Here is a 23,070-nt window from a genome sequence, read left to right on the forward strand (position 1 = left end):
CTTCTGCACGCGTGCCACCTGTGGCGAGGCCCCACCCCAACCCCTCCCCTGAAGGGGAAGGGCATGTGTTGGCTCCATTCGATGTCATCACGGTCTAAGGTCGTTTTTTGACATCGAAGGTCACGGGCACCAGCACCTGGGCCTGATAGACTTCGTCGCCCTTCATCACCGGGCGGATGCGGAATTTGCGATAGAGCCTCAGCGCCGCCGGACCGAAACCGCTCCCTCGCGGGCGTTCGGCGGCAATCGAACAGCTTTTGGGTTGGCCGGGCGTCGGGACCAAGCAGAGCAGGACCGCCACGCCGCTGACCCCGCCGTTTCGCGCCCTCTCGGGAAAGGCTTGGTCGATCAGGTCCTGGGGCGGTTTTTCGATCCATTCCGCCCGGGCGAAGCGAAGCCTTCCTTCGCCCGGGCCATCGCCATTGCCGTGTCCGTTGCCGGTCCCATGGCCCTCGCCGCCGGTGCCGCGTCCACTGGCGATGCCGACAGCTCGGCCATCCGACGCCGCCATCCCGGCGCGCAGCGGCAGGTCGGTGCTGAATTCTGCGGCGGATGCAGGCCGATCGACCCGGTCGAACCGCGCCGGAGCGGCAGCGGCGGGTGCTGCCTGCTCGGCCATCGGTGCCCGCATCGGACGCGGCGATCCGCCGCCGGCAGTGGGGCGAAGGACCGCGCTCTCACGCTTGACCGGTCGGGCGGCGACCTGCGGTGGCGTGACGGGAACGGGCGGCGGGTCCAGCGGGCGCGGCAGGTCGAACAGGGTCAGCGCGGGGCGTTCGGTCGGACGTGTTGAGGGCCGTGGCGCGCCCCAGATCAGTAGCGCCACGAACGCGACATGAACCATCGCCGTGGCAAGGATGGCCGTCCGCCGCCGCCCGCCGTCCGGCCCGATCGAAGCGCTGACCTGCATCGCGATAGTCTCCCGCTCCGGAAGATCACCGCGATGCCGATGTCGGTCAAGCCCTGGCCCACTCCTCCCCGACGCGGCGCAGCACGTCGAGCGGCACGCGGCCGTGGCGCAGGACGGCGGTGTGGAACGCCTTCAGGTCGAACGCCGCCCCCTTCTGCTTCTTCGCCTGGTCGCGAATGTCGACGAATACCGAATGGCCCAGCTTGTAGCTCGCCGCCTGCCCCGGATTGACGCAGTAACGCTCCACCTCACGGGTGGCGAAGCCCTCCGCCTCGCCCTCGGCCTCGACGAAATGGTGGATCGCCTGTTCGCGGGTCCAGCGCAGATGATGCAGCCCGGTATCGACGACACAGCGATTGGCCCGGAACAGCAGGAACTTCAGATAGCCCAGCTGCCCCAGCGGATCGTCGTCATACATGCCGATCTCGTCCGCCAGCTGCTCGGCATAGAGCGCCCAGCCTTCGCCATAGCCCGAAAAGCCGTTGATCTTGCGGATCAGCGGCAGGCGGCTGTTCGACAGCGCAAGGCCTCCCTCCATCTGATGGCCCGGCAGCCCTTCGTGATAGACGGTCGTCGCGAGGCAGAATTTGGGCCAGTCGGCGCTGTCCTTCAGGTTGAAATAGACAAGGCCGGGCCGCGAACCGTCGATGGCGGGGCCTTGCGCAAAAGCCGCCGCCGCGCCCGCCTCGGTCTGGGGCGGTACGCGCCGCACCTCGAAACCATAGGGTGGGATACGCTCGAACACCTGCGGCAGGCGGGTGCGGATCGCATCCAGCCGCGCGTTGCAATAGGCGATGGCGGCGCGCTTGCCCTCGTCGGTGTTCGGGTAAAGCTGGTCCGGGTTCTTGTAGAGCGCGGCCATGCGTTGCCCGACCGTGCCCTTCGTGAAACCCTGTTTCTTCAGGAGCGCGTCGAGCCGCGCCGACAGCATCGCCGCCTGCTCGCGGCCGAAACGGTGGACCTCGTCGGGCGAGAAGCTGGTCGTCGTATTGGCCTTCAGCGCGACCGGATAATAAGCCGCGCCCTCGCGGAGTTTCCAGACGCCCGCGTCATGCGTCGCCCTGGCCCGAAGCGCCCTGGCATAGGCGATCTGGCGGTCCAGTGCGGGCAGCACTTCGGCGTCATAGATCGTCCTGGCCTGAGCAGCGTAGCGATCGCCAAGCCCCTTTTCCGCCGCGCGACGCGCGAGCGACTGGACGACCAGCGCCTGGTCGGCGGGCTGGCGCGTCTTGCCCATCTGTTCGAGCGCGAGGTCCAGGATGAAGTCGGGCGGCACCACACCCTGCCCCGCATCATGGCGCATCCGGTCGGTCTGGGCGTCGATCTGCCGGGCAAAGGCGCGCATCCGCATCAGATAGGCGTCGGCATCGCCTGCGCTGGCGATCTTGTGCTTGGTGTCGAGGAAGTCGGGGACCGATTGATAGGCCCCCGACAGCTGCGACACGACATAGGGGCTGGGGCCGTAGGAGCTGCCGCCGAAGTCGAACGCCTGCACGGCCTGCGCCGAGCGTCGGGTATAGAGGATCGATTCCAGGTCGATCCGCTCCTCGGGGGACAGGATGGCGGGGTCGATCGCCTGCAACCGGGTCAGGTCCGCCAGCGTCGCCGCCCTGGCCGCCGTGATTCCGGCGGGCGACTGGTCCGACAATTTGCTGCGCAGATCGGCGTTGGCGCCGGTGTCGAGGCCTAGATTGGTCGCGGCTTCCGGGCTGCGGCGGAGCTGTTCCTGGACCAGCGTGTCGAACAGCGCGGTGAGTTTGGTCGAGGAGGTATTCTGGGCGACGATGGCCTCGCTTTGCACCGCGACGGCCATCGCAGCGGTCCCGCCCAGGAAATGGCGACGGTCGATCATGCTGGTCCCCTTTTTGTCTTTGGGGGCAGCGTAACGGGATTTGGCGGGAATTGAACCGGTTATGTCGTGGGGTTCATCCCTTGGGCTTCGACTTCGCTCTGCCTGAACGGCGGTTGGGAAATCCGACTTGATACCTCAACCCGTTCAGGCTGAGCGAAGTCGAAGCCCACGCCTTGCCCCCAAGAAAAAGGGCGGCCCGTCCTCCGACGCACCGCCCCTTCCCCGTCTCAAGACGCGGAAATCACCCCGCGCGCGTGCCCGACAGCGGGAAGCTGCCGAACGCGCCCGCGCCGACCGACCCGGTCAGCGTGTCGCCATCGGCGGTCGCTTCGCAGTCCAGCGTCATCGGCATCGGCGAGCTGATCGACATCTTCCACGTGATCGTGTTGCCCGACACATCGCCCGCAATCTCCATCGCGCCCATCTGGCCGCCGCCAGAGCCGGTGAAGCGGTCGCCCTCGGTAGTGACCGTCAGCGTCATTTCCTGGTCGCCCAGCGGCGACTTGACGATGCAGTCCCAGGTCCCGTCGATATCCGCCATTCTCACTCTCCCTTATTGTGCCGCCGGAGCGGGTGCGACGACCGCCGCCGGTTCGATCACCTCGACCGGCAGGCCCAGCGTGTCGAGCTGCGGCTTGACCGTCTTGGCATCGCCGACCACCACCCAGACGAAGCTCTTGGGGTTGAACGCGGCCTGGATCGACTTGTTCAGCTCCGGCAGGGTCATCGCCTGATAACGCTGGGTGATCGTCGCATAGTAATTGTCCGGGCGGCGATACAGGTCATTGGTCTGCATCGCCGACAGGACCGCGCCGGAGGTTTCGAAATTGCCCGACAGCGATCGGATCGCGCCGGTGATCGCGCGGTCATATTCGACCCGGTCCATCGGCTTGGTGGTCAGGAACTCGGTGACGTCGGTGCGCAGCGCGTCGATCGACGGGCCGGTCTTGTCCGCCTGAACCGGTGCCGACATGATATAGGGCGCCGCGAATTCCGAGGTCTGGAACCCGCCCCGCACGCCGTAGGACCAATGCTTGTTCTCACGGATATCGGTGTTGATCCGGCTGAGGAAGCTGCCACCCAGCGCGTCGTTCGCCGTGTTCTGGAGCAGCAGGTCGTCCACCCCCTTCAGCGCGGTCGGCGCGCCCGCCAGGATCATCGACTGCGGGCTGTCGGGCCGGTTCACCAGCACGATCTTCGGCGCGGAGGGCTGGCCCGCGGTGAAGCTCTTCACGCCCGCCGTGCCGGTGCCCTTCCAATCGCCGAACACCCGGTCGAGCGCCGCCTTCACCTCGGCCAGCGGGCGGTCCGAGGTAACGAAGATCTTCGCCTTGTCGGGACGCAGCCACGCCTGCTGGAACGCCACGAGCTGATCGCGGGTCATCGCCGCGACCGCCGCCGGATCGCCCGCCCCCTGCGCCTTGGCATAGGGGCTGGTCGGCCCATAGACGAGCGGCGGCAGGACGCGGCTCGCCAGCCCCTGCGGACTGGTCAGCTCCTGCTTGATGCCGGCCAGCGTCTGCGCCTTCACCCGCGCCAGTTCGGGATCGGGAAAGGCCGGGTTGCGCAGGATATCGGCATAAAGGTCGAGCGCGGGGGCCAGGTTGATGCTGGGCACGTCCAGCCCGACGACGGTGCGGTCGTTCGATGCGCTCGATCCGATCGTCGCGCCCAGCCGCTCCTGCTCCTCGGCGATGGCGATCGTGTTGCGATGGGTCGTGCCCTCGTCGAGCATCGCCTGCACCATGCGCTGCGTGCCCAGCTTGCCCGGCACGTCGGCGGCGATACCGGCGTCGAACGAGGTCGCGATCTGCGTGACCGGCACGGCGGTGCGCTGGGCGTAAATCAGCTCGATCCCATTGGCCAGGCGGCTGCGCTGGACGGCGGGGAAGCTCAGCGGCTTGACCTGTCCGACATCGGGCAGGCCGCCACGCGTGCCCTTGGGCGCCTGGTCGGGGGCGGCGGGCACATCGGCGCGCGGCGGCACCTTGGCTTCCTCATAGGCGTCACGCGCCCCCGGCACGACGGTCAGCGTATAGGCCGGGCGCGACAGCCACTTGTTTGCCGCCGCCTTGACGGTGGCGGGCGTCTGCGCCGCGATCCCTTCCAGCTGCTTCTTATATTTGCCGGGATCGTTGGAATAGAGCGTGCCCTCGGCCAGTGCTACCGCCTTGCCGCCGAAGCCGCCGACCGATTCCAGCCCCTGGACACGCCCCGACACGAAGCGGGTGACGGCGCGCTGCACCTCGTCGGCGGTCGGGCCGTTCTTCAGGAAATCGGCCAGGATCTCGCCCATCCGCTTGTCGACCAGCGCCGGATCGACACCGGGACGGACGATCGCGGTCATGTTGAACATGCCGACCTGCGAGAAGGGGCGATCACCCGCCGACACCTGCACCGCCAGCTTTTCCTGCTTCACCAGGATGTTGTCGAGCCGCGAGGAGGCCAGCCCGCCCAGGACCGAACCCGCCACGACCAGCGAGGCCGTCTCGGGATCGTTCAGCCCCGGCACCGCCCAGTTGCGGCTGATCATGACGGCGGCGACGCGGTCCTTCATCACCTCGTTGACGGGCGCGGGCAGCGTGGGGATGGTGACGGTCGGCAGGACGCTCTTCGGACCCGGCTGGATCGCGCCGAAATATTTCTCGACGAGCGGCTTGGCGGTGGCGACGTCGATATCGCCCGCCAGCACCAGCACCGCGTTGTTCGGCCCATAATGGCTGCGGAACCAGTCCTTCACCGTCTCCAGCGAAGCCTGGTCGAGGTCCGCCATCGAGCCGATGGTCGAATGGGCGTACGGATGCCCCTCGGGGAACAGGCCGCTCAGGATCTTGTACTGGGTCAGGCCGTAAGGCTGGTTGTCGCCCTGGCGCTTTTCGTTCTGGACGACGCCGCGCTGCTCGTCGAGCACCCCTTGCGTCACCGCGCCGAGCAGATAGCCCATGCGGTCCGATTCCAGGAACAGCGCGCGGTCGAGCGCGGCGGTCGGCACCGTCTCGAAATAATTGGTCCGGTCGAAATAGGTGGTGCCGTTATAGTCGGTCGCCCCCACCGACTTGAGCGGCGCGAAGAAATCGCCCGGCGCGTTTTCCGAGCCGTTGAACATCAGATGCTCGAACAGATGGGCAAAGCCCGTCTTGCCCTTCGGCTCGTGCTTCGACCCGACATCATACCACACGCTGACCGCGACGACGGGGGCCTTGCGGTCGGTATGAACGACGACGCGCAGGCCGTTCTTCAGGGTGAAGGTCTGATAGGGAATATCGACCGCCTTCACGAGTGCCGAGACGGGCGCCGGCTTGGCGGCGGGTGCGGTCTTCGACGCGGCCTGGGCCAGAACGGCCTGCCCCGGCACGACGAACGCAAGGGCGGCGGCGCCGGTCAGCGCCACGGACTTGATACGCATCTTTTTGAGTCTCCCCACTCAGGTGTATGGCCCGAGCATAGCGCCCGCGCGGCGGACCGCAATCCGGCGTGACGCACGGATTTCATTCGGAAAGACTTTGGACCCTTTCGTTATCGAAACGGCCATCCCATGTTGCGGACAGGAAATTCCGCCCACCCCTTGTGTTGCTAAAATGCAACACCATCTGACCTGGAAAGCGACAGGAAGACCAGATGAACCTCGAAAAATTCACCGACCGCGCCAAAGGCTTTTTGCAAGCCGCGCAAACCGTGGCGATCCGCAACAGCCATCAGCGTATCGCCCCCGAACATCTCCTCAAGGCGCTGATCGAGGACGATCAGGGCATGGCGTCCGGCCTGATCCAGGCGGCGGGCGGCGATGCGAAGCGCGTCGAGCGGGAAACCGATGCCGCGCTGGCCAAGATTCCGGCCGTCTCCGGCTCGGGTGCGCAGTCGTCGCCGGGCCTCGACAATGATCTGGTGCGCGTGCTCGATCAGGCCGAGCAGGTCGCGCAAAAGGCGGGCGACAGCTTCGTCACCGTCGAACGGCTGCTGCTGGCCCTCGCGCTGTCCTCCACCAATGCGGCGGGCAAGGCGCTGGCGGCGGGCGGCGTGAACGCGCAGGCCCTGAACGGCGCGATCGAACAGCTGCGCCAGGGCCGTACCGCCGACACGGCGGGCGCGGAGGACCGTTACGACGCGCTAAAGAAATTCGCCCGCGACCTCACGCAGGTGGCGCGTGACGGCAAACTCGACCCCGTGATCGGCCGCGACGAGGAAATCCGCCGCACCATCCAGATTCTCGCGCGCCGGACCAAGAACAACCCCGCGCTGATCGGTGAGCCCGGCGTCGGCAAGACCGCGATCGCCGAAGGCCTCGCGCTGCGCATCGCCAATGGCGACGTGCCGGACACGCTGAAGGACCGCAAGCTGATGGCGCTCGACATGGGTGCCCTGATCGCCGGTGCCAAATATCGCGGCGAGTTCGAGGAGCGACTGAAGGGCGTGCTGGACGAGGTGAAGGCCGCCGAGGGCGACATCATCCTGTTTATCGACGAGATGCACACGCTGATCGGCGCAGGCAAGGGCGACGGGGCGATGGACGCCTCCAATCTGCTCAAGCCTGCCCTGGCGCGCGGCGAACTGCACTGCGTCGGCGCGACCACGCTGGATGAGTATCGCAAATATGTCGAGAAGGACCCCGCGCTCCAGCGGCGCTTCCAGCCGGTGTTCGTCGGCGAGCCGACGGTCGAGGACACCATCTCGATCCTGCGCGGCCTGAAGGAGAAGTACGAACTCCATCACGGCGTGCGCATCACCGACGGCGCGCTGGTGGCGGCGGCGACGCTGTCGAACCGCTACATCACCGATCGTTTCCTGCCCGACAAGGCGATCGACCTGATGGACGAGGCCGCCAGCCGCATCCGCATGGAGGTGGAGTCCAAGCCCGAGGAGATCGAGACGCTCGACCGCCGTATCCTTCGCCTGAAGATCGAGCGCGAGGGGCTGCGCCGCGAGAGCGACGCCGCCAGCATCGACCGGCTCGGCCATCTGGAGGAGGAACTCGCCAATCTGGAGGAGCAGTCGCACGCCCTGACCCAGCGCTGGATGGCGGAGAAGGACAAGATCGCGGGCGAGGCGAAGCTGAAGGAACAGCTCGACCAGGCGCGCATCGAACTCGATCAGGCGCAACGCAGCGGTGACCTCGCCAAGGCTGGCGAGCTGTCCTATGGCCGTATCCCGCAGCTGGAGAAGCAACTCGCCGAGGCCCAGTCCGCGACCGAGGGCGCGATGCTGCGCGAGGAAGTGACCGCCGACGACATCGCGGGCGTGGTCAGCCGCTGGACCGGCGTGCCGGTCGACCGGATGCTCCAGGGCGAGCGCGAGAAGCTGCTCCGTATGGAGGAGGTCATCGGCAAGCGCGTTATCGGGCAGGAGGATGCGGTGCGCGCCGTCTCCACCGCCGTGCGCCGCGCGCGCGCTGGCTTGCAAGACCCGAACCGGCCGCTGGGCAGCTTCCTGTTCCTGGGGCCGACGGGCGTCGGCAAGACCGAGCTGACCAAGGCGCTCGCCGAATTCCTGTTCGACGACCCTAGCGCGATGGTGCGCATCGACATGAGCGAATTCATGGAGAAGCACAGCGTCGCCCGGCTGATCGGCGCCCCTCCCGGCTATGTCGGCTATGAGGAAGGCGGCGTGCTGACCGAGGCGGTGCGCAGGCGCCCCTATCAGGTCGTGTTGTTCGACGAGGTGGAGAAGGCGCATGGCGACGTGTTCAACGTGCTGCTCCAGGTGCTGGACGACGGTCGCCTGACCGATGGCCAGGGCCGGACGGTCGACTTCTCGAACACGCTCATCATCCTGACCTCGAACCTGGGCAGCCAATATCTGGCGAGCGTCGAGGAGGGGCAGAGCGTCGAGAGCGTCGAGCCGCAGGTGATGGAAATCGTGCGCGGCCATTTCCGCCCCGAATTCCTCAACCGGCTGGACGAGATCATCCTGTTCCACCGGCTGGGTCAGAGCCATATGGGACCGATCGTCGACATCCAGGTCGGCCGCGTCGCCAAGCTGCTGAGCGATCGCAAGATCGCCCTGCACCTGACCGATGCCGCCCGCGAATGGCTGGGCCGGGTGGGGTATGACCCGGTGTACGGCGCAAGACCGCTCCGCCGTGCGGTGCAACGCCACCTGCAGGACCCGCTGGCCGAGGAAATCCTGCGCGGGAACGTCAAGGACGGATCGACCGTCACCGTGGACGAGGGCGACGGCAAGCTGGCGCTGTCGGTCGCCTGAGCCCGTGCGAGGCCGGGAAACCATCCCGGCCTCGCCCCCCCCCTCAGCCCGGGACAGGCCCGCGTCGCAACCAGCCGGTGATCGCATAACGGCGATAGGGCGCGGCGCGGGTCACTTCCGATACGCTGTGCGGTTGCGGCACGGAGAAGATATTGAGCGTGTTGAACTGCGGCACCCAGGCTTCCGCCGCATCGCCCTGTTCAGGGTGGAACAGCAGCAGCCCGCCCCATTCGCACCGCCAGGCGGGCGTCAGCCCCAGGACATAGGCCGCCACCCGGTTCTTGCCCGCCACGCCGTCGTCATGGCCGGTCAGAAAATCCCCAGGCGCATAGGCCGTCGCCTGTGCATCGGCCATGGCGACCCTTTCGTCGCCCACGATGCCGCGCAACAGATCGAGCGTCGGCCCTTGCGACATCCAGCGGGCGAAGACCGCCAGCGGATCGTCGCTGGCGACGCGCGCCGCCGCACCGTCAGGCGTCCGGATGGTCTCATAGCGATATTGGAAGCCGTTACGCGCCCCCGCATAGACGGCATCCTCCAACGCCTGTCGCTGCTCCGCACGCATCCCCTGGCGGGTGGCGCGGTCCAGTTCGAATATCCGATCGCCGCTGTTCACGACCTGCCGCCAGTCGCTGCGCTGGCGCAGATGGTCATGCCACCAGGCCGCGCATTCATTGGTCAGGATGGCCGGAATCCGAACACGCCCGTCCTGTGCGAAGTCGCGCGCCAGCCGATCGGGGTCGAGGGACGAATTGAGTTGAAGCGGCGGCAGGTCCATGTCGCGACTGTTCGACCATCCGGGCACCGCCAGCAACCGGAAATACGCGCAACCGATCGCGTTCCGCAGCCCAAGAAAAAGGGGCGGCTCCCGAAGGAACCGCCCCTGCAAGTGGGATCCGCCGAAGCGGACCCTGGGGTTAGAAGTTGAACTTGGCGCCCGCGCGGAACGAGCGGCCGAAGATGCCGTCGCCGCCCTGCACCGCGTTGTACAGATACGCGCCGTAGGTGACCGGATCGACCGGGGGCAGGCGGTTGAAGACGTTCAACACGTTCACATAGAATGTGAACTTGTCGTTGACCTTGAACGACGCGTTCGCATCCGCGGTGATGTAGCTCTTCACGCGGCAGCCGAAATAGGCTGGGGCTTGGCCGCAGTCCTTGTACGCGTCACCCTGGTCCATGGCCGACAGGTCATAGCCCGAGGTGTAGTTGACCGTGCCCGTGAACGCGAAGTCGCCGAAGTCGAACGTGTTGACCCAGTTGCCCTTCCACTCGAACGTACCCGAACCGGCCGTCAGGTTGAAGTTGCCGAGCGTATCGACATAGGTCTGGCGCTTGCCATTCACCGTCGTGCTCAGCTCCAGGATCAGGCTGGCATTCAGGTTGGTGTTCCAGCGAAACGAGCCGAAATCGTAAAAGCCGTTCATGCCGAAATCGATGCCTTCGGACTTGATCGTCTGGGCATTGATCAGCTGCGAACGGACAAAGGCGATCTTCGGTGTGGCGTTCGGGTTGTTCACGTCGACCGCATCCGGGATGACCGTGAAGCCGCCGGGGATCGCGGTCCCCGCATAATAGGCGTCGATCGCAGGCGACAAGTTGGGCGTGGTAATCGCCCCGGTCTTGCGGATGTTATAATAATCGACGGTCAGCGACAGGCCGCGCACCGGATCGACCTTGATACCGGCGGTGAAACTGCGCGACTTTTCGGGCGCGAGATTCTGTGACGCCAACGTTGTCTGGCCGATCGAGTAGTTGGTGATATAGGACGAGCAATTGGCTGGAGCAGCCGCCGAGCAAATTTGCCCAGCACCCGGATTGATGCTGTACTGCCGAAGTATTTCCGCCGGAATACCGTTCAGGGTCTGGGTCACGTAGCCCGTGGTGGGCAGTGCGTTCGCCTCGCCGAAGGACGGGATGCGGAAGCCACGCGAATAGGTGCCACGCAGTGTCACCTGGCGGATCGGCTTGAAGATCGCACCAAATTTCGGCGAGAAGGCGCTTTGACCGCTCGAATAATGGTCATAGCGACCCGAGGCGTTCAGCGTCAGCTGATCGACGACCGGCGCGTTGACCTCGTAAAAGGCCGACGAGACGGTACGGTTGCCCTTGGTACCGAACGCGTTCAGGCGGAAATAGCGCTGGGTCGGGCCATTCTCGTCCGAGTTCGCGCTGGGCGCGTCGATCGCTTCGTAGAAGATCGAACCGCCGACCGCGACGCGCAGGTCGCCGCCCGGCAGGGTCATGATCGCCTTGCCCAGCGTGAACTGCGCCTGGAGAAGATCCGAGCTGTCGTTGGTGATGTTGGTCGGCGTCAGATAGTTCAGCGTCGCCTGGCTGTTCTGCCCCGGGTTGATGAAGTTGTAGCTGCCGTCCTTGATCACATCGAGCAGGTGCTGGATGTAGACATAGCCGTTCTGCTCGAGGCGCAGATCGGTGTGCATCGCGGTCGCATCGAAGCGATAGTCGACGTCGTTCAGGATCGTGCCGTTGATCCCGAAGGCGGCGCGATAGACGCGGCTGCGGGTGCTGGTCGATTCGAAGCTGTTCGGCAGCTGGCCGACCAGGCGCGCGACCTGCCCTGCGGCGGCGAACGGATTGTTCGGGTTCAGCGTGCCATTGGTGACGTTGCACGCGCCGACCGTCGTGCGCGGGCACACATAGACCGGCAGCGCCAGGATCGCCGAATTGGGATCGATCGCCGAGGTCGGGTTCTGCGACGTCGAATATTGCGGGAACAGGATACCGGCGGGCGCATTGGCGCGGATCGTGGTCGGCGACCCGGTATAGCTGGTCGTCGCCTGCTGGAAATTGACCTGCAGATAGGCTTCCGACGTGTCACCGATCTTGGCGGTGAAGCGCGCCGAACCGCCGACACGCTCGATGTCGGGCGTGATGTTGCCGTACAGGCGCTGGGTGTCGACCTGGCAGACGGTGCCGGGTGCGGTGGCGTTCCGCTGCGCCAATTCAGCAGCATTGAGGTTATAAAGGGTGCCCGTCAGACATCCCGCCGCCGGGTTGAGGAGCTGGTACCTGCCAAGCGCCGTAGTATTACCAGCGTCAGCTGGAAGGACATAGAAATTCGGCGTATTTATCCCGAAGTTGCCGGTGACTTGCCCATTGGCATCGAACCCATTCGTAATGTTATTGGGTCCACACACCCGCACATTGGTACGATCGCTACAGATGCCGCGCTCGTCACTCGTGTTGTAGGGCGCGGGCAGCTGGCTCGCGCGGACGCCTTCCGAGCGATAGTAGAAGCCGCTGACATAGGCGTTATAGCCCTGCTCATCCAGGTCGCCGGTGCCCGCGGTCAGCGAGACGCGTTGGTTGGCGTTATAGCCGCGCTGCGAGATGCCCGCTTCGGCGCGGCCCATCACGCCCTTTACCGAACGCTTGGTGATGATGTTGACCACGCCCGCGATCGCGTCCGCGCCGTAGCTCGACGAAGCGCCGTCGCGCAGCACTTCGACGCGGTCGACGATGTCGTCGGGGATGGTGTTCAGGTCGACGAAGTTGCGCGTGCCGTCGTCCGACAACGGATAATAGGCGGCGCGCAGGCCGTCGAACAGGACCAGCGTCGAGTTGGTCGACAGGCCGCGCAGCGACACTGACGAAGCGCCGCTCGCAAACGCACCATTGGCGGTGAACGAGTTGGTCAGTGCCGGGCCATTGTTCGACGCCAGCGCCTGGATGCCCGCCTGCACCGTGTTGATGCCGCGCACGTCGAGATTTTCGGCGGTGATCGTCGATACAGGCGACACGCCGGTGTCGGCACCGCGAATGATCGATCCGGTGACGATGATGTCGCCGCCGGTGCCCGCATCCGCCTGTTCGGCACCCTGCGCGACCTGGGCATTGGCTTCAGCGTTCTGATTGGCGGCCGGCACGCTTTGCGCCAGCGCGGGCGCCCCCAACAGCATCGACAGTGGCGCAACGGTGCCCAACAGCCCCAGCTTGCGCGGCCCCATCCACGAATAGGTCATGGTCTATACCCCTTTTCCCGTCCGACGTCCGATTTCGGCTCGTCGGTCTACCTGACTTCGCGAAACGGAATTTCCGTTCCGTAACCGAATGTTGCTTGATTGGTACGGAGCAGCGCCATTGTAAAGATGGGAAAAATGCAACGGGTAACCACGCGTTACGTCATGACAGATGCGACATACACTCTTACACAATACCGTGATATCGATTGCACAAAATGCCGAGTATTATGTTTTTGATACATTTTGCGACAATATTTTTGCCGTAGTTCCGAATGGAGGTTGAGGCAGCGAAGCCTGACAAAAATTGGAAAGTGGGAAAGGCCTGTCCGCTGCCTTGCAAGGGACTCGTGAGGATCGCGTGCCCCAGCGACGCACAAAAAAAGGGCGGTGGCTGAAGCCACCGCCCTGATGAGGCAATTCTGTGATCGGATCAGAACGTAACGCGCGCCGTGACCGAGAACAGACGACCCAGCGGATCGTAGGTCGACGGGTAGGTGTTACCGCTGTTGAAGCTGGTAGAACCGATCGACGAGCCCACGAACGGCGGCTTGCGATCGAACACGTTGCGCACTGCGAACAGCAGCGAGAAACGGTCCGTCGCTTGGAAGCGCGTGGTCAGGTCGAAATAGTGATAGGCCTTGATCCGCTGGTAGGCGGCGACAGGGCCGCCACCCGCGGCGATATCGTCGGCCAGCGCCAGCGGCTCATACTTGGCCGGGGCCAGGTAACGCCACAGGACCGACAGATCGACCTTGTCGATGGTCAGCGTGGTACGCTGGTTGAACGAAAATTCCGGCTGGATCGAGCCGCAGTTCACCGAATAATAGCTGGTGCACTCGCGGTAGATCGAGGTCGGGGTCGCCTGATACTTCGAGCGGTTGGTCCAGTTGCCCATGAAGTTCAGGGTCAGCTTGCCGAAGCCCAGATTGTGGCGGTAGTTCGCCGCCAGATCGATACCGTCGGTCAGCAGCTGGCCGATATTGGCCAGCGGCACCGGCAGACCGAGCGTATCTGCGGCGCTACCGTCGAGACCGCCGGTCAGCGGGTTACGACGGATGCCCGTGCAGGCCGAGCTGGTCGCGCTCGCCGCAGTCAGGTTGGCGAAACAGCCGTTGATCACGTCACCCACGGTCGGCGCGCCGATCGCGTTGTCGACCTTGATGTTGTAATAGTCGACCGTCAGCGAGAAGCCCGACAGGAAGGTCGGCTGGATCACCGCACCGACCGTGAAGGTGCTGGCCTTTTCGACGCCCAGATTGGGGTTGCCGCCACCCGTGGTGTTGATCTGCCCGGACGATCCGTTGAGGATGTTGCCAATGGTCGAGGCCGGGGCACCCTGTGCCAGGCAGACTGCGCGCAGATTGGCGTTGGTGGTCGGCGCCGCACCGGCGCAAGGATCGACCGCCAGATTGTCGAGCCCGGTCACGACCGGCGAGAAGAGCTCGCCGATATTGGGGGCGCGAACCGCGCGGTTGTACAGAGCACGCAGCTTGAAGGAAGCCACCGGCTCCCAGCTGCCGCCGACCTTCCAGGTCCAGTTGCCGCCCGAGCGCGAATAGTCCGAATAACGGGCACCCGCTTCCAGGTTCAGGCTGCGGAAGAACGGCTTGTCTTCGACGACCGGGACGTTGAGTTCGACAAACCCTTCCTTGACGTCATAACGGCCGCTGGCATCCGGGCTGGCCGCACCATTGCCGAGCACTTCACCAGGCGTCTGCGTCGCCGCATCCGACGTCGTGCGGGCGGTGTACTTGCGATACTCGCCGCCGAACGCGATGCTGATCGGGGTTTCGGCAAAGGGGCTCGATACGCCGAAGTCGCCGGAGATGACGCCGCGCAGGGTGCCGAGCGTCGTCAGGGTCGCGCTGCTGGTGTTCACGCCGAGCAGGAAGCCCAGCTGATTCGAAGTGATGCTGCCAGCCGGGCCGAACAGGTTGATCGGAACGCAATTGTTGGCGGTGTTGACGCAGCTCGTGGTGCTGGTCGCCAGCGCGGCCTGCTGGAGACGCGACAGCAGGCCGTTGCCCGACTGGCGCTGGACGTTCTCGCTCTCGCCATAGGCGCCGAACACGTCGTAGTTAAAGTTGCCGACCAGCGCGCCGCGAACACCCGCGCGGATATTGAACAGCTGGGTCGTGTATTCGCTGATACGCGGCCCGGCCTCGACGAAGCGACGCGATGCAGAGGTCGTGAAGGTGCGATAGTTCGGATCGGTGGTGCTGGTGGCACCGTAATAGCTGTTGCACTGCGCCTGGGTCGGCGCCTGACGGCCTGCCGTGTTGGGATCGGCGTCGACGGCGTTCAGACAGAAGGTGTCGCGCACACCGCCCGAGAGATACGGGTTGCTGATCGGGACGGTCAGCGTGTTGCCGAAGGTTCCCGACGGGGCGATGATGGTCGACACCGTATTCTTTGAGAACATCGCCTGGCTGTAGAATTCCAGGTGGTCCGACACCTCATACTTCGACGAGCCGAAGATGTTGAAGCGGCGGAACGGCGTCTGATAGATGTTGTACGGATTGAAGTTGAACCGCGAATAAATCGGGACCAGAGCCGTGCCGGTGCTGTTCAGCTGGCGCGTGCCTACATTCGCCACCGAGAAGACACCCGGAACGGTCGTGCCCGAGCCGCCTGCCGTGCCGGTATAGGAATCGATCGACTGCACACCGAAATCGCGATCGCCCTGATAGACGGGGTCGGTTTCCTGATAGCCGAGGCTCAGCACCGCGTTGCCACGGCCGTCATCCATATTGGCACCGACGGTCAGTTCGGCACGATAGCTGTGGCCGTCGCCCTTGCCCGTGATCTGGTCGGTCAGCGACGCGTCGACGCCCGAGAAGTCGCTGCGGGTGATGAAGTTGATGACGCCCGCAACCGCGTCCGCGCCATAGGTGGTCGACGAACCGCCGGTCAGCACGTCCGTACGCTCGATCAGCGCCAGCGGAATGTTGTTGAGGTCGGTCGCGCCGCCCAGGCCTGCGGGCGCGATACGCGCGCCGTCCAGCAGGATCAGGTTGCGGTTGGTGCCAAGGCCACGCAGGTTTGCGAAGGACGCACCGCCATTGCCGTTGTTCACCTGCGAACCGATCGACGGAACCGCACCCGGCAGTTCGCGAAGAATCTGCTCGGCGACGTTGACCTGGCGGAGCTGGATTTCCTCCTGGCTGACGACGGTCACCGGGCTGGTCGCGATGATGTTCGGATTGCGGATCAACGTGCCGGTGACGACGACGTCACCGCCCTGCGTCGTGGCGCTGGTGGACTCGTTGGTCTGGACACCCGGCTCCTGCGCGGCGGGCGGCGCGGCGACCGGCGCATTGCCAGCCTGGTCCGTCGTCTGCGCGAAAGCGGGAACGGCGCCGAAAATGGCGCTTCCGGCCAGCAAGCTGGACGCCAGCAACTGGCCTCGCATGAACTGCTTCATATCTTACCCCTTTTGTCGCCCGTTTGACCGGGCCGATCATTAGCGCAGGTTAACCCTGCTGCTGGGGGCAGCCTAACCGGCTGGTAAAACCTTATACAATCGCCATTTGAAAGATTATGTCCTTTTTGCTGCATTGTAGCATAAGTGCAACAGGATGTCGCTGCATGGCCAATGGACGGACGCAGGGCTTCGATCAGGTAATAAAAGAAGCATATTGCCTATGTTGCGTTCCGGACGGATATCGTCGTGCGGGGCGTACCGAACGACCTTCAGAATGGGAGATGCACGATGACACTTGGTCTGCTCCTGGCATTGGCGGCACAGAGTTCTGCCGCACCCGCACCCGCAAGGCCCCCAGTCGATCCGGCTGCGGCGGACAAACCGATCTGTCGTCGCATCGTCGAAACGGGATCGTTCGTGAAAACCAAGAAACTGTGCATGACGCGTGAGGAATGGGCTCGTCAGCGCGAAGCGAGCCGCGATCTTGCGCAACGCGCCGTGTCGGATGGCTCCGGTCGAGCAGGCGGGAACTGAACATGTTGCGAAACGGGTGGATGGCGGTTGCCGGAACAGTGGCGATCCTGACCGCCATTCCAGCCAGTGCGCAGGATGGCTCCGTCGTCCGCCAGGTCGATGAACTGTCCCGATGCAGGGCCATTACCCAAGATGGCGCGCGCTTGGCCTGTTATGACCAGGCCACGGCTACCATCCTGGCATCGCGCGCATCCGGCGAGCTCATGGTGATGGACCGCAAGGCCGTCATCGCGCGCAAGCAATCCCGGTTCGGCCTCGCCACCCCGACGAGCGACATGTTCGGCGGCGGTAAGGACGACGCCAATACCGAGGTTCGCCAGATCGATACCAAGATCACGTCGGCGAAGGCGGCCAACAGCTATGGCCGGTGGAATCTGGAATTGGCCAACGGCTCCGTCTGGCAAACGATCGATGCCCTGACCTTCCCCCCCGATCCCGGCGACAGGATCGTCCTGAAGGAAGCGCCGCTCAGCGGCTATCGCGCTTCGATCGCGGGCGGGCGCTCGGTGCTGGTCAAGCGCATCCGCTGACCCCGCCGCCCCTCACGGCATCGGCCCCGTCACCAGCAGCGGGTCGAGCTTGCGGCCGCGCCATTGCAGGCTCCAGTGGAGATGCGGGCCTGTCGCGCGGCCGGTGGCGCCGACCGCGCCGATCGGCTGGCCCTGGCGGACATGGTCGCCGACGCGGACATCGATCCGCGACAGGTGCAGGAAGGCGCTGTTCAGCCCCTGGCCGTGGTCCAGCATCAGCAGATGCCCCTCCAGCGTGAACGGCTGCTCGGCCGCCAGGATCACGACGCCGTCGGCGGGGGCGCGGACGATGGTCCCGGTCGAGGCCGCGACGTCGGTGCCCGAGTGATAGCTGCCCGGCTCGCCGCGATAGATGCGCTGCGCCCCGAACAGCCCCGAGATGCGCCCCGTCACAGGCCATGCCAGCGTCTGACGCCAGCCCTCCGCATCGGTTTCCTGCGCACGGGCGGCCCGTATCAAGGCGAGTTCGGGGGGACGCCGCCGCTGGAATTCGGGATCCGGCACGGGATATTTGGGCAGCCTGTTCAGCCGCTCGATCCGCCAGTCACGCGGCGCGATGGTCAATGGCTGCCGCACCTGTCGGCCGTCGGACAAGCTGGCGACCAGTTCGGCCGATGGCCCTGCGTCACGGTCGAATCCAGCCAAAAACGCCCCGTCCGGGGCCAGCGGCAGGACTTGTCCGTCGAGCGTCACTGACACCGCCCCGGTCGGGGCCTGCCCGTGGATCAAGCCGCCCTGGCTGAGCTGCCCGGTCCAGTGGAACGGGGTCAGGGGAATGGCGACAGGGGCTGGAGCGGGGCGTGGGGCTTGGGTGGTGGCGGGTGCCGCCATGGGTTCGGCCGGTGCCACGCATCCGGTGAGCAGCAACGCAACGACTCCGCCCCCCATCCTCATTGCGGACCGAGCACCTTCGCCGTCGCCTCGGCATCGGCATAGGCTTCCTGCCGCGCCGCGCTCCAATATTTCAGGTCTTCGAGCGCGATGCGCCGCCCCGTCACCGCGCAGACGACGTGATCGCCCGGCGACAGGACACGAAAGCCATTGGCCATATAATGAAGCCGCGCGGGGCGATCGGTGTTCGACATCAGCATGTTGGTCTCTTTCGGGGTCAAAGGAGCGTCGGCTGATCCGGCCCAGCCTGTTTCGGCTGCTCCCGCCTGGGCTTGTCATAGGTTTTGAGAGCAGGCCGCTCAACCCCGGCCGCCTCCACCGCCACGTCCACCGTGCCGTCGCGGAAGCGCAGGGTCAGCGTGTCCGCCGCCCGCGCCGCCTCGGCCGAGGACAGGGTCTCGCCACCCGGCCGCGCGGTGATCCGGGCATAGCCGCGCTCCAGGATACGATCGGGGTTGAGCGACTGGACCAGCCGCCAGGTCGAGGCCAGCCGGTCGCGCCCGCGCTCCACCTGCCGCTCCAGAATCGCCGGGCGCAGCGCCGCGCCCGCCCGGTCCAGCCCGCCGCGCGCCAGCGTCACCCGCCGCTCCAGTCCCCGGTCGAGCCGCGCCCCCGCTTCGTCCGCCCGCTGGCGCTGCGGCCCCAGCAACTGGTCCCGCTTGGGCAACAGCCGCGCCATCGCCGTCAATTGCTCGCGCCCGCGTTCGACATAGCGCCGCGCGCACCGCTCGGCGCGCTGCCCCTGCGCGGCCACGGTCAGACGGATGTCGGCCAGCACCGGCACCGCGATCTCCGCCGCCGCCGTGGGGGTCGGCGCGCGCAGGTCGGCGGCATAGTCGCACAGCGTCGTGTCGGTCTCATGCCCCACCGCCGAGATGATCGGGATGGAGCAGTCGGCGACCGCGCGCACCACGACCTCCTCGTTGAACGACCAGAGATCCTCGATCGAGCCGCCGCCGCGCGCGACGATCACCAGGTCGGGACGCGGCACCGGGCCGCCGGGTTCGATCGCATCGAAGCCCCGGATGGCGGCGGCGATTTCCCTGGCCGAACCGTCCCCCTGCACCTTGACCGGCCAGACGATGACATGGGTGGGACAGCGATCCTCCAGCCGATGGAGAATGTCGCGGATGACCGCGCCGGTGGGCGAGGTGACGACGCCGATCACCGGCGGCATGAAGGGCAGCGGCTTTTTCCGTTCGCGCGCGAACAGCCCCTCGCCCGCCAGCTTGGCCTTCAGCTTTTCGAGCAGCGCCATCAGCGCGCCGGCCCCTGCCAGTTCCATCCGTTCGATGACGATCTGATATTTGGAGCGGCCGGGGAAGGTGGTCAGGCGGCCGGTGGCGATCACCTCGATCCCGTCCTGCGGCTGGAAGGGCAAGGTATTGGCCGCCCCCTTCCACATCACCGCGTCGATGACCGCATTTTCGTCCTTCAGGCTCATATAGACATGGCCCGAGGTGGCGCGCTTATACCCCGAAATCTCGCCGCGCAGGCGGACATGGCCGAATTCGCCCTCCACCATCCGCTTCAGCTTCAGGCTGAGTTCGCCCACCGACAGCGCGAGCGCGTTGTCGCCGGCGATCTCCTCGGCTACCAGCCTCGAACTTTCGTCATAGGGATAAGGATCGGGCATGAACGTCCTGCTGCTGGGATCGGGTGGCCGCGAACACGCACTGGCGTGGAAGCTGGCACAGTCGAACGGGTTAGATACGCTCTACGCCGCGCCCGGCAACCCCGGTATCGCCGCCCATGCGACGTGCGTGGCGCTGAACGCGACCGATCATGCCGCCGTGGTGGCCTTCGTGAAGGATCACGATATCGGCCTGGTCGTTGTCGGCCCCGAAGCGCCTTTGGTCGACGGCCTGGCCGATTCGCTCCGCGCAGAAGGCGTGCCGGTGTTCGGGCCGAGCAAGGCCGCTGCGCAGCTGGAGGGGTCGAAGGGTTTCACCAAGGATCTGTGCCGCCGCGCCGATATCCCGACCGCGGGCTATGTCCGCGTCAACACGCTGGCCGAGGCGCAAGCCGCGCTCGCCACCACCTTCGGCCTGCCCGTGGTCATCAAGGCCGATGGCCTGGCCGCTGGCAAGGGCGTGACCGTCGCCTTCACCAAGGCCGAGGCGGAAGGCGCGATCGCCGACCTGTTCTCGGTCCCCGGCGCCGAGGTCGTGATCGAGGAATTCCTGGAGGGCGAGGAGGCCAGCCTCTTCGTCCTGACCGATGGCGAGGCCTTGCTCCCCTTCGGATCGGCACAGGATCACAAGCGTGTCGGCGACGGCGATACCGGCCCCAATACCGGCGGCATGGGCGCGTACAGCCCCGCGCGCGTCTTGACGCCCGGGTTGGAGCAGCAGGCGATCGACCGGATCGTGCGGCCGACCGTGGATACGCTGCGCGCCGAGGGAATGCCCTTTTCGGGCGTGCTCTATGCCGGGCTGATGCTGACCGAGCAGGGGCCGAAGCTGATCGAATATAATGCCCGCTTCGGCGACCCGGAATGCCAGGTGCTGATGCTGCGCTTCCAGGGCGATCTGCTGGCGGTGATGCTGGCGGTGGCCGAGGGGCGTCTGGCCGAACTCCCCGCGCCCGATTTCTCGGACGATCCAGCCCTGACCGTGGTGATGGCGGCTGCGGGTTATCCCGGCACGCCCAAGGCGGGCGGGGCCATCGACGCGATCGACGACGCCGAGGCGACCGGCGCGGTGGTGTTCCAGGCGGGCACCAGGATGGACGGCGAACAACTGGTGGCCAGCGGCGGCCGCGTGCTGGCGGTCACCGCCAGCGCCGCGACCGTGGGCGAGGCGCAGGCCGCCGCCTATCGCGCGGTCGATGCGATCCGCTTCCCCGACGGCTTTTGCCGCCGCGACATCGGCTGGCGCGAGGTTGCGCGCGAAGCGGGAACCGAGCTTTGATCCCAGCGATTGGGGCGACGCGCACCCCTGAGGCAATGGGTGGACAATAGGGTGAAGCCATGAACGATACGACCGCAGCACCGGCGACGAGCCTGATACCCGATGGCGTGGCGGCGATCACGACCATCCATTTCGTCCTGCTCGCCATCGTCGCGCTGGCGGCGATCGCGATCATCGTAGTCGGCATGCGCCTGAAGCATCGCCGCAAACAGGCCGCGCGCCGGGTGGAGGAAAATGCACAGGAAGCCGGTTTGTCGGTGCGCCAGCCCGACCACAAGCCGATCAGCGAAGCCTCGCTGACCGAGCCCAAGGCGCACCCGACGCCCGCGCCCGCGCCCACTCCTGCACCGGCGCCTGCCCCGGCCGCACCGCCGCCTCCCCCGGCCCCGACGCCTGCGCCGGTCGAGACGCCGGTCATGCCGACGCCCACCGCGCCCGAAGAGCCGGTCATCGCGGACGAACCGCTGAACGACGAACCGGTCGCCGCCGCCGCGCCGATGACCGCCAGCCCGGCCGCCGAAGCCGCGCCCGCCCCCACTGAATCTCCTGCCGAACCGGCGCGGCCGGAGGATCAGCCGATCACGCTGCTCAAGGGCCTGGGTCCCAAGCTTACCCAGAAGCTGGCCGAGCACGGTATCACCACGGTCGGCGACATGGCCGCGCTCAGCGAGTCACAGGCGCAGGCGCTCGACGCGCAGCTTGGCGCCTTTTCGGGCCGCATGGCGCGCGACCGCTGGCTGGAACAGGCGCGGCTGCTCGCGGCAGGCGACCGTGCGGGGTTCGAGGCGGTGTTCGGGCGACTCTGACGGAACGCCCCGCCGCCCGGCCGGTTGAGCGGGGATGACGATGCTCGATCCCCGCACCACCGCCCTCGTCCTCATCGACCTGCAACAGGGCATCGTTCCCCATGCGGGCGGGCCACGATCGGGCGAGGCGGTGGTGGCGACCGCCAGGACGCTGGCGGCCCGCTTTCGCGAGGCGGGCGCGCCGGTCGTGCTGGTCCATGTCGGCTTCACGCCCGAGACGATGCCCAGCCTCAACGCCGACCGCCCCAGCCTGCCGCCGGAGGGCACCCCGCCGGAATTCAGCGAGCTGGTCCCCGATCTGCGCCAGCCCGGCGACATTGTCGTGCTGAAGCATCATTGGGGCGCGTTCACCGGCACCGACCTCGACCTGCAATTGCGGCGGCGCGGGGTACGGACGGTGGTGATCGCGGGCATCTCGACGAACATGGGCGTCGAATCGACCGCACGCTCGGCGTGGGAACTGTCCTATGACGTGGTCATCGCCGGGGACGCCTGTTCATCGCGCTCGGCCGAGATGCACGCCTTTGCGGTCGAGCATATCTTCCCGCTGTTTACGCGGGTCATGGCGTCGGGGGATATCCGATTAGCGTGACGGGGGCGAGCAAAGGCCGGAAAGATAGAAACCGACCACTTCGCCGCTAAAGTAGCAGCATAACTTTTATGATCTGGCCTGTTGAAGCCGCAGCTGCTGCCCGTCTTAGTGCGTCGCGTATCGAGGCTTTGTCGGCGCATCCCGACTGCTTCGAATCGTCGCCAGAAGAAGCCGACGAGCAGAGCGATGCGGTCTATGCTCAGCTTGCTGGGTCGGATCATATCATCGGTTGTTTCGACAGCCAGGACGAGTTTCGGGGATGGCTGCGCTGGCGGTCGGAAAACGACGTAAGGTCGCTCAACGGAGACCTTGTGGGGCGTCTATATAAGGCCCGAATTCCGGGGAACGGGCGCTGCGGCAGCGCTAGAGACGAAAACGATCAACTCTGCTTACCCCTCCCCTTCAGGGGAGGGGCCGGGGGTGGGGTGCTTCCGC

Annotated in this window: 16 protein-coding genes; 6 read left to right on the plus strand and 10 right to left on the minus strand. The window is 66.0% G+C overall.

The window, feature by feature from the left end; all coding sequences use genetic code 11:
* Positions 1-94: 94 nt before the first annotated feature.
* From SP5_RS18505 to SP5_RS08850, 4 genes are all read right to left on the minus strand, one after another.
* Complete coding sequence (locus SP5_RS18505) at positions 95-910, minus strand: TonB family protein (RefSeq protein ID WP_052811473.1); 816 nt, start codon at positions 908-910, stop codon at positions 95-97.
* A 46-nt stretch (positions 911-956) separates the two neighbouring features.
* A complete protein-coding gene (locus tag SP5_RS08840) occupies positions 957-2,762 on the minus strand; it encodes a DUF885 domain-containing protein (RefSeq protein WP_042487162.1) in 1,806 nt (601 codons plus the stop codon).
* Positions 2,763-3,003: 241 nt separating this feature from the next.
* Complete coding sequence (locus tag SP5_RS08845) at positions 3,004-3,303, minus strand: hypothetical protein (RefSeq protein ID WP_042487165.1); 300 nt, start codon at positions 3,301-3,303, stop codon at positions 3,004-3,006.
* Positions 3,304-3,315: 12 nt separating this feature from the next.
* On the minus strand, positions 3,316-6,168 hold the full coding sequence (locus SP5_RS08850) for a M16 family metallopeptidase (protein ID WP_042487168.1): 2,853 nt from the start codon (positions 6,166-6,168) through the stop codon (positions 3,316-3,318).
* Between the two features lie 212 nt (positions 6,169-6,380).
* Between SP5_RS08850 and clpB the strand changes: the two genes are divergently transcribed.
* Positions 6,381-8,960 carry an ATP-dependent chaperone ClpB gene (gene clpB / locus SP5_RS08855; protein WP_042487171.1) on the plus strand — a complete coding sequence of 860 codons (2,580 nt, stop codon included), beginning with the start codon at positions 6,381-6,383 and terminating at the stop codon, positions 8,958-8,960.
* Positions 8,961-9,003: 43 nt separating this feature from the next.
* Here clpB and SP5_RS08860 read toward each other — a convergent pair whose 3' ends face one another.
* The 3 genes from SP5_RS08860 to SP5_RS08870 all read right to left on the minus strand — a co-directional run bounded on the left by SP5_RS08860 (position 9,004) and on the right by SP5_RS08870 (position 16,370).
* On the minus strand, positions 9,004-9,765 hold the full coding sequence (locus SP5_RS08860) for a 2OG-Fe(II) oxygenase (protein WP_245613443.1): 762 nt from the start codon (positions 9,763-9,765) through the stop codon (positions 9,004-9,006).
* 112 nt (positions 9,766-9,877) lie between these two features.
* On the minus strand, positions 9,878-12,946 hold the full coding sequence (locus SP5_RS08865; RefSeq protein WP_042487174.1) for a TonB-dependent receptor domain-containing protein: 3,069 nt from the start codon (positions 12,944-12,946) through the stop codon (positions 9,878-9,880).
* Between the two features lie 430 nt (positions 12,947-13,376).
* Complete coding sequence (locus tag SP5_RS08870) at positions 13,377-16,370, minus strand: TonB-dependent receptor domain-containing protein (protein ID WP_042487178.1); 2,994 nt, start codon at positions 16,368-16,370, stop codon at positions 13,377-13,379.
* Positions 16,371-16,658: 288 nt separating this feature from the next.
* Between SP5_RS08870 and SP5_RS19100 the strand changes: the two genes are divergently transcribed.
* Together SP5_RS19100 and SP5_RS08875 are read left to right on the plus strand one after the other, a co-directional pair.
* Complete coding sequence (locus SP5_RS19100) at positions 16,659-16,904, plus strand: hypothetical protein (protein ID WP_157013645.1); 246 nt, start codon at positions 16,659-16,661, stop codon at positions 16,902-16,904.
* Between the two features lie 38 nt (positions 16,905-16,942).
* Positions 16,943-17,434: a hypothetical protein gene (locus SP5_RS08875; RefSeq protein ID WP_042487180.1), complete on the plus strand. Its 492-nt coding sequence runs from the start codon at positions 16,943-16,945 to the stop codon at positions 17,432-17,434.
* 12 nt (positions 17,435-17,446) lie between these two features.
* Here the strand turns inward: SP5_RS08875 and SP5_RS08880 are convergent, their stop codons facing one another.
* From SP5_RS08880 to xseA, 3 genes are read right to left on the minus strand one after another with little or no spacing between them, the layout of a single operon-like run.
* Positions 17,447-18,265, minus strand: a complete 819-nt coding sequence (locus SP5_RS08880; protein ID WP_369386079.1) for a M23 family metallopeptidase — start codon at positions 18,263-18,265, stop codon at positions 17,447-17,449.
* Positions 18,266-18,324: 59 nt separating this feature from the next.
* On the minus strand, positions 18,325-18,525 hold the full coding sequence (locus SP5_RS08885) for a DUF2093 domain-containing protein (RefSeq protein WP_042487187.1): 201 nt from the start codon (positions 18,523-18,525) through the stop codon (positions 18,325-18,327).
* A 17-nt stretch (positions 18,526-18,542) separates the two neighbouring features.
* Positions 18,543-19,961 carry an exodeoxyribonuclease VII large subunit gene (gene xseA, locus SP5_RS08890; RefSeq protein ID WP_042487190.1) on the minus strand — a complete coding sequence of 473 codons (1,419 nt, stop codon included), beginning with the start codon at positions 19,959-19,961 and terminating at the stop codon, positions 18,543-18,545.
* Here xseA and purD point away from each other — a divergent pair.
* Genes purD through SP5_RS08905 form a run of 3 tightly spaced genes read left to right on the plus strand, consistent with a single transcriptional unit; the run spans position 19,960 to position 22,635 of the window.
* A complete protein-coding gene (gene purD, locus SP5_RS08895; RefSeq protein ID WP_042487193.1) occupies positions 19,960-21,237 on the plus strand; it encodes a phosphoribosylamine--glycine ligase in 1,278 nt (425 codons plus the stop codon). The two genes, xseA and purD, sit on opposite strands and share 2 nt — an antisense overlap.
* A 59-nt stretch (positions 21,238-21,296) precedes the next feature.
* A complete protein-coding gene (locus SP5_RS19620) occupies positions 21,297-22,043 on the plus strand; it encodes a helix-hairpin-helix domain-containing protein (RefSeq protein ID WP_042487195.1) in 747 nt (248 codons plus the stop codon).
* A 34-nt stretch (positions 22,044-22,077) separates the two neighbouring features.
* On the plus strand, positions 22,078-22,635 hold the full coding sequence (locus SP5_RS08905; protein ID WP_042487198.1) for a hydrolase: 558 nt from the start codon (positions 22,078-22,080) through the stop codon (positions 22,633-22,635).
* Positions 22,636-23,070 lie beyond the last annotated feature (435 nt).

The sequence above is a fragment of the Sphingomonas parapaucimobilis NBRC 15100 genome, from assembly GCF_000787715.1.
Lineage (GTDB): Bacteria > Pseudomonadota > Alphaproteobacteria > Sphingomonadales > Sphingomonadaceae > Sphingomonas > Sphingomonas parapaucimobilis.

Bases quoted from the DNA above. Each gene is read 5' to 3' on its own strand.
- SP5_RS18505 (WP_052811473.1), bottom strand. From the start codon at position 910: ATGCAGGTCAGCGCTTCGATCGGGCCGGACGGCGGGCGGCGGCGGACG.
- SP5_RS08840 (WP_042487162.1), bottom strand. From the start codon at position 2,762: ATGATCGACCGTCGCCATTTCCTGGGCGGGACCGCTGCGATGGCCGTC.
- SP5_RS08845 (WP_042487165.1), bottom strand. From the start codon at position 3,303: ATGGCGGATATCGACGGGACCTGGGACTGCATCGTCAAGTCGCCGCTG.
- SP5_RS08850 (WP_042487168.1), bottom strand. From the start codon at position 6,168: ATGCGTATCAAGTCCGTGGCGCTGACCGGCGCCGCCGCCCTTGCGTTC.
- clpB (WP_042487171.1), top strand. From the start codon at position 6,381: ATGAACCTCGAAAAATTCACCGACCGCGCCAAAGGCTTTTTGCAAGCC.
- SP5_RS08865 (WP_042487174.1), bottom strand. From the start codon at position 12,946: ATGACCTATTCGTGGATGGGGCCGCGCAAGCTGGGGCTGTTGGGCACC.
- SP5_RS08870 (WP_042487178.1), bottom strand. From the start codon at position 16,370: ATGAAGCAGTTCATGCGAGGCCAGTTGCTGGCGTCCAGCTTGCTGGCC.
- SP5_RS19100 (WP_157013645.1), top strand. From the start codon at position 16,659: ATGACACTTGGTCTGCTCCTGGCATTGGCGGCACAGAGTTCTGCCGCA.
- SP5_RS08880 (WP_369386079.1), bottom strand. From the start codon at position 18,265: ATGGCGGCACCCGCCACCACCCAAGCCCCACGCCCCGCTCCAGCCCCT.
- SP5_RS08885 (WP_042487187.1), bottom strand. From the start codon at position 18,525: ATGCTGATGTCGAACACCGATCGCCCCGCGCGGCTTCATTATATGGCC.
- purD (WP_042487193.1), top strand. From the start codon at position 19,960: ATGAACGTCCTGCTGCTGGGATCGGGTGGCCGCGAACACGCACTGGCG.
- xseA (WP_042487190.1), bottom strand. From the start codon at position 19,961: ATGCCCGATCCTTATCCCTATGACGAAAGTTCGAGGCTGGTAGCCGAG.
- SP5_RS19620 (WP_042487195.1), top strand. From the start codon at position 21,297: ATGAACGATACGACCGCAGCACCGGCGACGAGCCTGATACCCGATGGC.
- SP5_RS08905 (WP_042487198.1), top strand. From the start codon at position 22,078: ATGACGATGCTCGATCCCCGCACCACCGCCCTCGTCCTCATCGACCTG.